The organism is Paenibacillus phytohabitans, from assembly GCF_013141775.1.
Classification (GTDB): Bacteria; Bacillota; Bacilli; order Paenibacillales; family Paenibacillaceae; genus Paenibacillus_AQ; species Paenibacillus_AQ phytohabitans.
In genome coordinates, this window is sequence record NZ_WHOB01000027.1 from 41084 (window position 1) to 56231 (window position 15148).

Sequence of the window (15148 nt, forward strand, 5' to 3'; positions counted from 1 at the left end):
GAATTCCTTAAGGTAACTTTGCATAGGCTGCCCGGTCACGAGCTAATAGAAAAACCGCCATCCCCTTATCAGGTCTGACGGTCCTCCCCTCACACAGCTTAAAACTCTTCCAAGACCTTGGATTTGTCACCATAAACCTTATCCAGGTGATCCTCTCCCCAGTAACATAAAAGATCCAGCGCAGGCTTTAATCCCCAGCCGTAGGGTGTTAACTCGTACTCCACTCTAGGCGGGATTTCTTTAAATATTTTCCGGGCAATAATCTCATCCTTTTCCAGGCCTCTTAGCTGGGTGGTCAGCATTTTTTGTGTAATGCCGGGGATGAGCCGCCGCAGCTCGGACGTACGTTTGCAGCCTGTCATCAAATGATAGATGATTAGAGGCTTCCATTTCCCGCCCATGACTTCTAATGCCGCTTCTACTCCGACTTTATATTTCTTTGGAGTGCTATTATCACTCTGTTCTGTCATTGCTTATTCCTCCGTCAAAAAGCTGTGTATATACCGGAAATATACTATTTATGCAGGGCACTTCAATGTTCCTATGGTACCTTTCTCATCCTATAGAACATGAAAGTGCGTACTTCCAGACTCTTTTATTCCTGTTTATAATAGCATCAGCCACTGAACATGGCTACAAATTGGCTGCTCAGAAAGGTAGTGACGATACAGATGAACGTATTAATCGTTGTTTCGCATCCAAGACAAGATTCCCTGACCTTTGCGGCTGCCCGCCGTTTTGCACAAGGTCTTACAGAGGCCGGACATAGCTATGAGATATTGGATTTGCACGGGATTGGCTTTGATCCTCTTTTGCAAGGAGTAGATGAGCCTGACATGTCCCTTGAGGAGCAATCCTTCTCACCTGAGGTGGAACGGGAAATGAAGCGGTTGAAGGAGCATGATGCCCTGGCCTTTATTTTCCCCGTCTGGTGGTGGCATTTGCCGGCCATGCTGAAAGGTTATATAGACCGGGTATGGAACAACGGATTTGCCTACGGCAAGAACCAGCTCCATCATCAGCAGGTGTTGTGGATGGGTCTGGCCGGCGTTTCGCAGGAACAGATGCGCAAGCGCAACTATGATGAAACAATTGCCCACCTGCTCAATGTAGGAATCGCAGATTATTGCGGTATCTCCAATTCCAGGGTTGAGTTTCTATACGAGACAACCTTAGATTCTAATCCCCGGCATTATGAGCTGCTGCTTAACCAGGCCTATCAATTAGGCTTGAATTATGCGGAGGAACAATGACCCGGTTGGTGAACAGGGTAGAGCCTACAGGTATTCATTTTCTCAACCAAAACTTGGCGTGCTCATTATAACTCTAACCCCACAGCCAGCTGGGAGGACTGAGATTCCGCTATTGGAGCTAATTAGACGGATTCAGTGGTCAAACGGACTCAGAATCGCTTATATCGCCGAACCCCCTCCATTTCAGGCCCGAATGAACTAGATAAGCGATTCTCAGTCCGCTTCATCCTGATAAGAAGGTTTTTGAGCGATATAACGGATTCTCAGTCCGCTTCACTCGCAGATTTGAATCCTCAACGGAATTTCACAGTGTAGTTTCTCAATAGTAAAAAAAGCTGCCCCAGCAAGCCTATTGAAGGCTTGCTGGGGCAGCATTGAATTTCTAACTATTAACCGCGTCAGATGAACTCCGCGTAACCGGCCAGCTTCTGCTTCCCCAGCCACGCTCTCTCCGCCATAGCGCTAAGCGGCCCGCGGATTCCGACTGCCACTTCTGCTTCGGTCTGCGCTTCCGGCTTGTCGCTCCAGATGGAGAAGGAACAGCCGATTAACTCTTGCGGATAAGAACCCGCGGGATATTCCTGCTTCGCTCCGCCGGACCGCTGCGGGAACAACCCCGGATGCCATGAATTGCAGATTTTCTCACCTGTTGGATACGTATAGCCTGCATGCTCACCCAATACGTAATAAAAGTAGGCATCATTGAAATTAATCACCTGATGTCCCTGCGCAATGATCTCTTCAACCGGGGCCATCATTTCATGCCATTTCGTCCAATACGTAATTTGGATGGAGGATTTAGGCGTTATTCTCTGGATCTGATCCCCACGGTACAGTCCATCGTTCCAGGCGCGGACGATCCATCCCTTGGACTCCAGATGTTCAGCCACACCGTTAAGGTAGTCAATATAAGTGTCCACACCCGTCCCGCCGCTGATGTTCAGTACATTCTCCGCATACTCTGCCAGCTGTGGATATTCCCCGAACTGCCCGAAGTTGATAAATTCATCGCCACCGATATGAAAATGAGTGCTTCCGGCAAATAACTCCGCGTACTCGTCGATCAGCTCCAGCACGAATTGCCGCGCAGCGGCATTTGTAATATCCAGCGCGCCCGGGGCAACGGCTCCCGATGAATTCTTAAGCAGCCAGTCCGGATGTGTCCGCAGGGCTTGTCCCAGATGGCCCGGCGAATCCAGTGAAGGAATAACAGCAATATGATATCTTGCGGCCGTATGAATAATCGCCTTCATTTCCTGCTTGGTTAAATATTCGTCCGACATTACCTCAGGATGGCTCTCGCTCATCAGCCTGAAGCCTTCATTCTCGGAGAAATGCAGCTGCAGGGTATTCAGTCTAAGCCGGGACATCTCCCTGATCCTGTCCATGATCCATTCGGCGGTATAGAACTTCCGCCCGATGTCAATATGCAGCGCCCGCTCCGGCATCACAGGATAATCGGTGATTCTACCGTACGGCATGAAGCCGTCAGCCAACAGCAGCTGTATCACCGTCCGCAATCCATACATCACAGCAGTTTCGCTTGGGGCCGTGATGTGGACAAACTCGCCGATTTCAATGACATAACCTTCCCGACTGTCCATACCATCACCCGCTCCGGTGCTTCCGCTGTCGTTCAATTCAATGACAACATCTCCGGAAGACGGTGTCTCACACTCTCCATAAAGTACAGACAGGAGATGGCCGGATGGAGTCAGACTGTCTGCATATTCCGAGAGAACAATGAAAATCGTGTCATTGAGAACCCTGTTTCCCTCTGATCTGACATTGTCTACAATCCTAACCCTGGATTGTGCTGACAGTCTCCATTGCCCCTGAGAGGCATTCATATACTGCTGCACACCCGGGAACGGACTCTGATCACTGCTTAGCTTATCCAACTGAGGGTCACCTCCTGCTTCTACTTCTGCTTCTGCTTCTGTCAGTCAAGCCGCATGCCAACGGTTAGTATTTCATGTCCGCCCAGCTGTAGCTGAAGCGCATTTGCTCCGCCTTGCTCCAGCAGCCCAGTCTCAGCCGCAATATCCGCAACCTTAGCTTCCAGCACATTTGATGTGTAGAAGCCCGTTGCCGGCAGGTCTGTCTCCAGCTTCAGTTCACAAGGCTGGCCGGTCATATTGAACCAGCGAAGCAGCAGATCCCCGCTCTCTTCGTTCATCTTGAGCGAAGAGAAGGCGGCAGCCGTGCCGCTCCAGCGGACAGCCGAGTACACGGCTGGAATGGTTCCTGTATGAACCTCCGCCTGGGCGCAGGTCCAGGGAATCTGGAACTGGTAGGCGGCTGCCGCGGCACCAGAAGCTACCGCGTCCCCGCTATGCGGAATAAGCAGCAGCTCCGCCATATGTTCCCCCTGGCACTGGGCTTCCGGCGTAGGGAACCAGCCCCAGTCGCCCATCTCCCCGACACAGCGGAGCAGAGTAACAGCGATAGTATTGCGGCTGTCACGCAGAATTTCATATTCATGGAGTCCGAGATTAGCGACCGTAAGCCCCGCATGCTCCTCCGCCACATCCACAAAGCTCTGCTGATGCTGCGCATTGCTCGGGTTCAGCCACTCCGGCGCCGGTTCATTCGGCCGCTCCGCCAGCTCGAACATCGAGTCCACACGGTGGGAAGCTGCGGCCAGATCTGCAGGGAACAGCATCCGCAGACGGTGATCCTTCGCCGTATTATGGATATAACTCTTGACTTCCAGGCCTTTGCCGCTGCGTTCCAGCCTTAACACTGTGCGTAGCTTAAGCAGAACCTTGTCCGTTGAGCGCTGCGCCTGCCGCTCCGGATAATAGACTAGCGCACGCTGTTCTTCTTCCAGCACGGCATCGGCGGAAGCCGGAATCTCCCATTCATGGACGATCTCTATAGATGCCCGGTATGGCGCATCTTCGATGATATTGATATCAGCCGTCAGCCCCCGGGTAGTCAGCGGAACTTCACCCGCAGGCTGTCTGTACATATATTCGTTGCCGATGTCCCCGGTATTCTCATAGACACCAAGATCACGGTATACTTTGCCGCTTGGCTTATGTTCCAGCGTGAAGGAGCCGTCGGCCATAACCTCAACCCGGAGCGTTTCGTTCTCAAGTATCCGTCCGCCGTGGACAAGCGACGCTGAGGCCCCGGCACCTGCCGGAGGCTCCGCCCCGTTCGTTGCGGCACCACCCGCTGCGGCGGACCCTGCTATGCCTTGGCCGGATCGTCCACCAGCAGCCCCTGCCAGCGGGCGGACCCAGGCATAAGCGCGCAGTCCCAGCGCTGGCACATCCGCCGCTTCGAAGGTCAGCTGCACCTTGCGGCAGCTGTACGGCTGCCGGAACCGGTCATCCGGCAGATCATAGCCGAATGACAGCCCCAGGTCCTGAATCGTACAAGGCACTTCGTTGCCTTGTTCATCCACCAGGACACGCCCGCTCAGGTCAACCGCCTTCATCCGGCGGGCGTTCTCTTCAAGCGTGTGGCCTTCGCGCAGATACAGGCGTGCCGCATCCAGCTCCACGCTGACTGTACCCGTGCGGCTCCAGCCGCTTGTATTCGTCACAACGAGCGGAATGGCAGCTTCACCATACGTGGCGAAGCCCGATGTGTCCACCGCCGAAGTGATCGCCTGCATGCTGTCCGCCACGATGCCTTCGGCTGTGTGACGGCTCTTGTCGAACCGGGTTACCATCTCCCGGTGCACTTCGTCCACACTGCAGCCGCAGATGGAATCATGCGGATGGTTCTGCAGCAGCGTCTTCCACGCGTAGGTCAACAAATGCTGCGGATACTCCCCGCCGTGCAGCTTGGCGATAACAGCCAGCGGCTCGGCGACCTTCTCCAGCAGCACCTGGCCCCGCTGGTTCAGCTGCTTCAGGTACACCCGGGCGGACGCTGTATTAACCAGCGTCCCCCAGCCGTCTGTGCGCTGGCTTCTCAGCTCGCCCTTAACCGTGGAGAGGCTGCGGCCGGCAAGAGAGTGCTGCACAGCCTTAATATAATCGGCAAAGTTCGAATGAACGAAGGATATCTCCGGGTACAGCTGCTCTGCAGTCCGGATCGCTTCCGGCAGATCGGTCTGCAGCGGCTGATGATCGCAGCCGTTCATGAACAGCAGCTGATCCGTGGCCGCATACTGCCTCGCATCTGCCAGCTTGCGCTCCCAGAAGGTCTTCGCCTCCTCCGCCCCGGCTGGGATCTCATTGCCGTTCGAATACCAATTGGCGAACAGGATGCCCAGCACCTTGGACCCGTCCGGCCCTTCCCAGACCAGCTCCGAGAACGAGGATTCATAGCCGTCGCTAGAGACCGTATTGTTGAAGCCTGTCGGCTTCACCCCGCGCCCGAAGAAGGCATTGGTAATTCCGGCCTGTACCATGAGCTGCGGAATTTGTCCGGTCAGGCCGAAGGTGTCGGGGAAATAGCCGATCTTCGATACCTCCCCGTAGACTCCCGCGTCCTGATGCCCGATCTGCAGATTGCGCACATTGGCTTCCGGACTGGTCAGGAAGGCATCCTGCAGGATATACCAAGGCCCGATATAGATCCGTCCTTCACGGATATGGCGTTCCAGCCGTTCCCGGTTCTCCGGGCGGACCTGCAAATAATCTTCGATAATGATCGTCTGTCCGTCGAAGAAGAAGCTCCGGAATCCCGGATTCTGCTCCAGCGTGTCCAGCAGGCTGTCGACCAGCCGGATCAGCCGGAGATGATGGCGTTCATAAGGAAGATACCATTCCCGGTCCCAGTGCGTATGGGAGATGATATGCGCCGTTTGTTGTTTGTCCATGGCTGTTACACCTCAGTCTCCAGAGGATATTCCTCCATATAGTTAAGCAATTCGTCCACGGTGGTGAAGGCCAGACCCGTAACCGTATCTGCACAACCGTAGTAGATGGCAATCCGTCCTGTAGCCGCATCCGTCAAAGCCGCGCAAGGGAAGGTCACATTCGGCACATCGCCCACACATTCGTACAAGGTTTCAGGGCCGAGAATATAGTTGCGTGAGCGGGCTTTCACCTTCCATGGCTGATCCAGATCGAGCAGCGCGCAGCCCATGCGGTAGACAAACCCGTTGCAGGTGTTGATTACGCCGTGGTAGATCAGCAGCCAGCCCTTATCGGTCTCAATCGGAATCGGACCCGGGCCAATCTTCTTGGACTGCCAGGCGGAGGCATCGCCGTTCACCGTGCCCATCACATAGCGGTGCTTGCCCCAGAAGGTAAGGTCAGGGCTTTCGCTGTAAAAGATATCGCCAAACGGAGTATGCCCGGTATCGCTTGGACGGCTGAGCATGGCATAATGGCCTCCGATCTTGCGCGGAAGCAGCACGCCGTTGCGGTTATACGGCAGGAAGGCATTCTCCAGCTGATGGAACGTCTTGAAATCAAACGTATACGCCAGTCCAATCGTCGGCCCGTGATAGCCGTTGCACCAGGAAATATAGTAACGGTCATCGATCTTGCATACCCGGGGATCGTAGCGGTATTCCCGCTTGATGATTTCCTCATCACCCTGGAAGACAATAGGCTCATGATTAATCTTCCAGTTCACCCCGTCCTCGCTGAACCCGGCAAAGATATCCATGCTGACCGATTTGGAATCGCAACGGAACACGCCGGCGAAGCCGCCCTCAAAGGGAATGACCGCCGAATTAAACACACTGTTCGAGTTCGGGATCGCATCCCGCTTAATGATAGGGTTGGCGGAATATCTCCATACAGGCGCATTGCTGTCCGCCGGTTTCTCCTGCCAAGGGATATTTGACAATGTTTCTCCAATAATTGTACTCATGCTCAGGTCTCCTTTGTATATGAAAAAGTGCTTTACACAATCATAATTAGACTTCCTGTATTCTGTATCCATGCAGGCCGGACCTAGAGAATCCCTTCCTTCAGCGCCCGCCAGACCAGCTGGGAGAACAGGCTATTCGACCAGGCGAACCACTTGCGGGTGAACACCGACGGATCGTCGGCCAGGAAGCCTTCATGCATATAGCCGGTATCCGCGTCCGTTGCTTCGAGCATGGCAATCACCGCCAGCTTCTCTTCTTTACTATTTGCCGTGATTCCCTGCATGGACAGCGCCATATGCCAGATATAACCCGGAGGGGTATGCGGACTGCCGATGCCCTTGGCGGCTTGGCCTTCGTAATAGAACGGATTCTCGCTGCTCAGCGCAAAACGTCTAGTATTCTGATAGATGGGATCGTCATTCTTCAAATACCCGAGGTACGGAATGGACATCAGGCCCGGTGTTCCGGCGTCATCCATCAGGCAGTAATTGCCGTAGCCGTCTGTTTCGTACGCATAGATCGGCCCGAATTCAGGGTGGCGATAGATACCATACAGCTTGATGCCGTGATCCACCTCTTGCTCCAGCGCCTTCAGCTCGGCCAGGAAATCCAGATCGCGGAACACCCACTCGGCGAAATCCTGCATCTGGCGCAGAGCCACTACGGCAAACATATTCCCCGGAATGTTGTAATGGAAATCGCAGGCATCGTCGCTGGAGCGGAAGCCGGACCAGATCATCCCTGTGTAGTTGACCGGCATGCCGAGGCCGCCGCCCCGGATCGAATCCTCCATAATCCCGTTATTCCGGGTGAAGCGGTACGGGGATTGTTCAGCGTGATGCTGCTCCCGCTTGAAGAGATCGGTAATGGTGCGCAGCATTTTTTTGAAATCAGCCGTGAAGATATCCGTTCGCTTCGTCTCCTCCCAATAGGCATGGGCCAGCCGGATCACGAAGCACAGCGAGTCAATCTCGAACTTGCGCTCCCACACCCAGGGCGACATCTCCGTCACATCCCCGGCATTCCAGTGCCAGTCGTTAGCCGTTTCGTTGAATGCGTTGGCGTAAGGATCAATCAGCACGTACTGCGTGTGGCGCTTGATCAGCCCGCCGATCATTCGCTGCAGATCAGAATCTTTGGCGGCAAAAGGCACATAATGAATCACCTGCTCGACCGAATCGCGCAGCCAGCAGGCCGGAATATCGCCCGTAATAACAAACGTGGTTCCATCGTCAAGCAGCTTGGTAGTAGTCTCCAGCGTGTTCGGGAAGCAGTTCCGGAACAGGCGCTGCAGCTTGGGCCGGTGGGCCAGCTTCTCTTCGGCCTCGGCCAATACGGCCTGAATGGATGACGGCAGCGGCAGCTCCGGCATCTGAATCTGGGGAAGTCTGAATTGTTCCAAGGTGATAGTCTCCTTCGGCTTAATCTATAGGGTAGAAGCTGATTTTAAGGTACTAACTTAAAGTTAACTCGTCACTGCGGTGAATATTTGGACTTCCGGCCGCTGTTGTCCCCAGATTTCTTGATTCAACCCGCTTTTCGCGGTGGAAATCCGGTGACAAAGGCGATCGCTAACGCTCCTACAGTTCCAAAATCCCCCTCCGTTCCTTCTCACTTTTTGTTATTATCTTTTATTCAGCTAATTCTGAATGAACAATTTTAATAGTCTTGATCTCAAACGGATGGAACGTAAGCGTCAGCTCTCCCGCCTCATCCGGCAGCAGCTCTGTCTCTTCTTCCAGTGCATTGGACAGGTATATCGCCGAATGCGGCAGCGGCCAGCCGAGCTTGACGGTCTCGCGTCCGCCAGCGGATTCATACAGCCGCAGAATACTGCCGCTTCCATCTTCCGCCAATTTGACTGTATCCAGGATAACCTGCTTCCCGTCATAGGGGAGGAATGAGCCTGAAGGCGGCAGCTGTCCTGCACTTGAATCACAGGCAACCGCATAGGAAGTGTGATTCAGCTCAGCGGCTTTGCGGAGGGTATGCGCCCCGCGCCAGTCTCCGGTATGCGGATACAGTGAATAAGTGAATTCATGTGTGCCCAGATCCGCGGAATGATCCGGCCAGCGCGGCGCGCGCAGCAGCGACAAACGGATCGTGCTGCCCTGCGTGTCATAGCCGTATTTGCAGTCATTCAGCAGGCTGACACCATAGTCATGCTCAGACACATCGGCATAGCGGTGCCCGCAGACTTCATATTGCGCCTGCTCCCAGCTGGTGTTGCGGTGCGTTGACCGTTCCAGCGCGCCGAACGGGATCTCATAGGTCGCCTTGCTGGTCACTACATCTACCGGGAAGCCGACCTTCAGCAGCTTATGGGCTTCATTCCATTGCACCTTCGTCTTAAAGTCGATCCGCCGGTCACTGTGATACAGGATCAGCTCCTGCTCTATTTCGGATTGGCCGATGCTCCAGCGGAAGTACAGCACATCGCTTACGGGGCCTGAGGACAGCAGCTTCTGCTCCAGCAGAACAGCTTCTCCGGCAGGCTGCTCCTCATACCGGCTGTCTATATCCCAGGCATCCCATAGGATAGGGCGGTCATGGAAGAAATGCAGCCGGTTCAGCCGCTCTCCGGCCTTGACAATCTCACGCCCGGCTTCCTTATCGTACAGGCTGATGATCTCGCCCTGTTCATTGAACCGGAGCCGGTAATATTCCGTCTCCCAGTCCTGGCCGAACGAAGCTGCAACCGAAGCTTCATTAGATGCTTCAATCGGTGTCGGCACATCTCCGCTATCTCTGCCAACCCCGCCGTTACCGTCAACTCCGCCATCTTCGCACAACGCTGGCTGTTCCTCATCTCTCAGCCACACGGTAACGTACCCGAATGCCGGAACCTCCGGCACCCGCACGCGGAGAGCAGCTGGCCCGTCTGCTGTAACCGGCTCCGCGGCCAGCCGCATTCCGTTCCGGTCATATACGGCAGCAGCAGTGTTATCCGCTCTGTCTCCGGCAGCCGGGAGCTCAACCACTATATCCCGGGCCCAGCCCAGACCGTTCAGGACGACATAAGGCTGGCCCTCTCCACGGGTATCGATATCCGATACGGCGGCCTCCATGACCGACTTTAGGCTGCTATCTCCAAGAGCGAAGATGCTCTGATACTCCTTGTCCGAGGTCTGATAGACCTCGGGAATCGACGAGCCGGGAATAATATCATGGAACTGGTTAAGCAGAATCAGCTTCCAGCCCTCATGCAGGTCCTGCCCGATCTCTTCCCGCTGCTGCGGCTGCAGCTGGTGTCCGGCCAGCGTCTGCCATAGTTCCGCTTCCCTGTACAGAATCTCGGCCTTGCGGTTATTGCGTTTGTTCCGGGCATGTGTGGTATAGGTTCCCCGGTGCAGCTCCAGATAGAGATCGCCCTGCCAGACCGGCAGCTCAGGCTTCGCCTGCTCGATGCCTGCGAAGAAATCTGCCGCCGTACTGTAGCCGGAGGCTGGCTGGCCCACCATGAGCTCGGAGCGCGAGAGATATTCAAGCATCTCCCGGGTCACTCCGCCGCCCCCGTCCCCGTGTCCGTAGAGAAGCATTTGTTCGCTGTGCACGGCTTTTTCACGGTAGGACTGCCAGTGCTCATGAATATCCTTCGGCAGCGTACTCTCATTCACTCCGTGGTTCATATAAGACAGAAGTGCCGTTCCGTCGATGCCTACCCAGTGGAACAAATCATAAGGAAACAGATTCGTATCATTCCAGCCCAGCTTGGTCGTCATGAAATAACGGACCTTGCCATGCTTCAGAATCTGCGGCAGGGAAGCGCAATACCCGAAGGTGTCCGGCAGCCATTCAATCTCGGATTGCCGCCCGAACTCCTCCTGATAGAACCGCTGCCCGTACAGCATCTGCCGCATCAGGGATTCCCCGCTTGGAATATTCAGATCCGGCTCCACCCACATACCGCCAACAAGCTCCCAGCGCCCTTCAAGAATCCGCGCCTTCACCTTCGCGTACAATTCAGGATCATTATCTTTCAGATAAGCGAACAGCTGCGGCTGGCTCTGGGCGTAGCGGTACTCCGGGTATTCCTCCATCAGTGCATGAACCGTCGAGAAGGTCCGGCTGGTCTTCCGAACAGTTTCCCTCGTGGGCCACAGCCAGGCAATATCGATATGCGACTGCCCGACCATATGAATGAAGCCTTCGCTGTTGCCGCCGATTTCCCGGACTTTCCCGGTCAGCGCCTGCTCAATGGCTCTGATCCCGCCGCTGTACCTTGCTGCTTCAGGCCCCATAAGGACAAAAGCATCCATCGCCTGATACAGCGCCTCCAGGATACGGACACGCCGGAAATCCTGCTCCGGCAGCAGCAGCGCCGAATCTCGGATCACGGTAACGGTATACATCAGCGACTGCACCGGCAGGTTAACCCTGACGAGCGCAGCGGTTATAGACCGGACCGGCGGCTGAATCACCGCCTGCTTGTTCAGCGGATCATCCGGCTCGGGAATCGGATCGTAGAGCTCGATCTCAAGCTCCGGGTTTCTTCCGTCGGCAACAGGGTCAAGTGAAACGAAGGTATGATTGCGGTCCAGCCCCTGCCGGGAAGCTCCGCCTACACGCAGCAGCCCTTCTCCGCCGGAGTGGAAGATGATCCCTGTGTCCGCACCCGTCCAGTCCGCCGGAATATCAAGCGTCGTGCGGAACATATAAGTCGTTCCCTGTACGCTCGGGAACAATCCGAAGGCTTCGCTGCCCGAATACGGCTGTAATTCGTCATACTGCCCCGGCTGCCGGTAGGCTGTGGAGAAGACCTTCCAGTCTTCAATCGCCCGATATTCCAGCCATTGCGCTTGTGAACATTCACGGATAAACCTGTCTATTCGTTCCATATCTAATCGTTTCATCCCTAATCCTCCATGACGGCAAGCTCTATATCGAGCGTATCGTTGACGTTCCTTCCTACTCCGATCCGGAAGATCCCCGGTTCAACGACCCGCTTGTACTCCGCCCCGATATAGCTCAAGTGTTCAGCACTGAGCCTGAAAGTGACCGTCTGCTTCTCTCCCGGTTCCAGGTAAATCTTCCGGAAGCCCTTGAGTTCCTTGGCCGGTCTGGTCACCTTACTGACCCGGTCGGAAATATATAACTGAACGACCTCCGCGCCTCCGCGTAAGCCTGTATTCTCCACTTCCACCGTAACTTCAGCACTTCCGTCCGCCTGGATTTCAGCAGGCTCTACCTGCAGCCCGCTATAGCTGAATTCGGTATAGCTGAGCCCGAAGCCGAAGGGATAACGCGGCTGCGAATCCCCTTCAAGATAACGTACACCCCGTGAACGTTTGCCCAGATAATAGACGGGCAGTTGTCCTACGTCCACCGGGAGCGAGAGGGTCAGCCTGCCGGACGGATTCACATCGCCGAACAGAATGTCCGCAATGGCATGGCCGCCCTCCTGCCCGGGATACCAGGCTTCCAGAATGGCATCCGCCTGCTCATCGATCCAGGGCTCGGCAATAGGACGGCCGTTGATATATACGACTACCACCGGCTTGCCGAGCGTCTTCAGCTCCTTCAACAGCTCCAGCTGAACGCCGGACAGATGAAGCGACATCCGGTCAATGCCTTCGCCGCAATCCATATCGCTAAGTCCATTCCCTGTTACCTTCGAGGCTCCGGTCCGCAGATCAATGCTGCCCTCGCCAAAGTCTCTGGCGCTCGACCCGCCCAGTGCGAGTACGATCGTATCCGCCCAAGCCGCTGCCTGGAGCGCAGATTCGAACCCCTCGGTGGAACCGTCTTTGATCCGGCAGCCGGGCGCATAACGTACCCGCTCCGGCTCAGCGGAGAGCTTGGCCCGTATTCCGGCCAGCACCGTCGCCACCCGGTCACGCGGCTGCGGGGAGGTGTAATCCCCGAGCTGATTATAGCCGGTATCCGCATTGGGTCCGATGACAGCCACTTTTCCTGTGCCCGCAGACAAGGGGAGGATGCCATCATTCTTCAGCAGGACAATTCCTTCTGCCGCAATGCTCCGTGCCAGCTCCGCATGTTCCGGGCTGCCGATCACCTGCTCTGCCCGGTCCGGATCGGCAAACGGCTGTTCGAACAGGCCCAGCCGGAACTTCAGCTCCAGCACACGTGCAGCCGCTTGATCCACCAGCTTCTCATCCAGCCGCCCGGAACGGAGCGCCTCCAGCAGATAGCCTCCGAACATGACGCCCGACATCTCCATATCAATACCGGCGCTTAGCGCCTGCACTGCCGCATCTTCCCCGCCGTCCGCTGTATCATGGCCCGAGGCCAGCATGTCGATAGCGCCGCAATCGGTAATGACCATGCCCTTGAAGCCCCATTCGCCGCGCAGGATATCCTCCAGCAGCTCCTGATTGGTTGTGCAAGGCACTCCGTCAATCTCGTTATAGGCTGGCATGATGGATACTGCACCGGCTTCCACCGCTTTGCGGAACGGGTACATATCGACCTCCAGCAGCTCCCGCTTGCCGATATGCGCCGGACCTGCATTCCTGCCGCCTTCCGAGCTGCCGTAAGCGACAAAATGCTTCAGTGTCGCCCCGACACTGGACCCGCTGTCAAGCCGGTCGCCCTGGAGTCCTTCCACAGAAGCTACAGCGAATTCGCCTATGAGGTACGGGTCTTCCCCGTAGCATTCCTCGGTCCGGCCCCAGCGCGGATCACGCACCACATCAAGCACAGGCGAATACGTAACTGCACCGCCTTGAGCCCGGGTCTCCAAAGCTACTGCCCGGCACATCTCCCGGTACAGATCGACATTCCAAGTGCTGCCAATCAGCAGGGGAACCGGAAATACCGTCGCCCCGATCGCCATATGCCCATGCGAGCATTCTTCGCCGATCAGCAGGGGGATGCCCAGCCTGGAATGCTCCAGCACATAACGCTGGATGGTATTCACCGCTTCGGCTCCGGCCCGCGCCCCAAGTCCGCTCTCCAGGGTGACCCCTGTCCAGGGATCTGCCCGCAGTGTGCCATATAATGCGCCGATGCCGCCTTCGCGGATCTGGCGTTTGAAGTCTTCTGTCAGTTCTATCGTTCCTTCTGTATGATCATAGGTCTGCCACCCGAATAGCTGAACGAGCTGGCCAACCTTCTCTTCCGGCGTCATCAGCCCCAGCAGATGTTCAGTCCGCTCCTTGACGGGCTTCGCAGAGTCTTTATATAACATTTTGGCTCCCACACCCTTTCTCCTGTTGTACTCCTACTCTTTAACGGCACCCACGGTAAGACCTTGGATGAAGTAACGCTGGAAGAACGGATATGCAAAAATAATCGGCCCGGTAGCCAATACCACCATCGCCATACGCGAGGTATCCTGCGGCATGTTGCGGAGGGCTTCCAGACTTAATGAACTGTTCTGCGAATTCTGCATTATGAACTGCATACTGGTCTCAATCCGCATCAGCATCGACTGCAGCGGCACCAGATTCGGATTATCAATATAGAGCAGGGCATTGAACCAGTCATTCCAGTACCCCAGGGTGCTGAACAGCCCGATCGTAGCGAGGCCCGGCAAGGACAGCGGCAGCACGATTCCCAGGAAGGTGCGGAACTCTCCGGCGCCGTCAATTTTGGCCGACTCAATCAGGGCATCCGGCACGCTGGTAATGTAGAAGGTCCGCAGGATCATAATGTAAAAAGCATTGACGGCCAGCGGCAGCACCAGCGCCCAAATGGTGTCCTTCAGACCCAGCATCTGTGTCACCACAATATAGGTAGGAACCAGCCCGCCGTTAAACAGCATGGTGAAAAACGCAAAAAACGCGAAGAAATTGCGGTATTTGAAGCTTTTACGTGAAATGGCATAGGCATAAAGTGAAATAATGATCAGGCTGACAAGCGTGCCAATGACCGTTACGGCAATGGTCACCCCATAGGAACGGAGCAGCGTGTCCCCTGAGCCAAATACATATTTGTAGGCTTCCAGACTCCATTTGGCCGGGATTAACTGATAGCCGTCCCGCGCAAGCGCCCCTTCGTCCGTGAAGGAGATGAGGACTACGAACAGGAACGGGAAGATACACAGTAAGGCAAAGCCTCCGGCGATACAGTTGAAGATGATATTCCACACGGACGACAGCCGGTGGAAATCGCGCGATTTCACAGGATTAGCATTAGCAGACAT

The 15148-nt window shown here is 55.5% G+C and carries 9 protein-coding genes; 1 reads left to right on the forward strand and 8 read right to left on the reverse strand.

Translation table 11 applies throughout. The features are described 5' to 3' along the window. Positions 1–98 precede the first annotated feature (98 nt). A complete protein-coding gene (locus GC101_RS10670; RefSeq protein ID WP_171717234.1) occupies positions 99–470 on the reverse strand; it encodes a winged helix-turn-helix transcriptional regulator in 372 nt (123 codons plus the stop codon). Between the two features lie 201 nt (positions 471–671). On the opposite strand from GC101_RS10670, the gene GC101_RS10675 reads away from it, so the two are divergent. After that, on the forward strand, positions 672–1253 hold the full coding sequence (locus GC101_RS10675; RefSeq protein ID WP_171717359.1) for an NAD(P)H oxidoreductase: 582 nt from the start codon (positions 672–674) through the stop codon (positions 1251–1253). 398 nt (positions 1254–1651) lie between these two features. Here the strand turns inward: GC101_RS10675 and GC101_RS10680 are convergent, their stop codons facing one another. From GC101_RS10680 to GC101_RS10710, 7 genes are all read right to left on the reverse strand, one after another. Next, a complete protein-coding gene (locus GC101_RS10680) occupies positions 1652–3154 on the reverse strand; it encodes a beta-N-acetylhexosaminidase (RefSeq protein ID WP_246354276.1) in 1503 nt (500 codons plus the stop codon). 41 nt (positions 3155–3195) lie between these two features. Beyond that, the gene (locus tag GC101_RS10685) at positions 3196–6036 is read right to left on the reverse strand and encodes an alpha-mannosidase (protein WP_171717235.1); all 2841 of its coding nucleotides are present in this window, start codon (positions 6034–6036) and stop codon (positions 3196–3198) included. A 5-nt stretch (positions 6037–6041) separates the two neighbouring features. Beyond that, positions 6042–7040: a glycoside hydrolase family 130 protein gene (locus tag GC101_RS10690; protein ID WP_171717236.1), complete on the reverse strand. Its 999-nt coding sequence runs from the start codon at positions 7038–7040 to the stop codon at positions 6042–6044. An 83-nt stretch (positions 7041–7123) separates the two neighbouring features. After that, positions 7124–8443, reverse strand: coding sequence for a glycoside hydrolase family 125 protein (locus GC101_RS10695; protein ID WP_171717237.1), 1320 nt, complete (start codon positions 8441–8443; stop codon positions 7124–7126). 229 nt (positions 8444–8672) lie between these two features. Then, on the reverse strand, positions 8673–11879 hold the full coding sequence (locus GC101_RS10700) for an alpha-mannosidase (RefSeq protein WP_171717361.1): 3207 nt from the start codon (positions 11877–11879) through the stop codon (positions 8673–8675). Positions 11880–11896: 17 nt separating this feature from the next. Continuing rightward, positions 11897–14191, reverse strand: coding sequence for a glycoside hydrolase family 3 N-terminal domain-containing protein (locus tag GC101_RS10705; protein WP_171717362.1), 2295 nt, complete (start codon positions 14189–14191; stop codon positions 11897–11899). A 33-nt stretch (positions 14192–14224) separates the two neighbouring features. Then, entirely contained in the window at positions 14225–15148 is a 924-nt protein-coding gene (locus GC101_RS10710; RefSeq protein WP_171717238.1) for a carbohydrate ABC transporter permease, read from the reverse strand.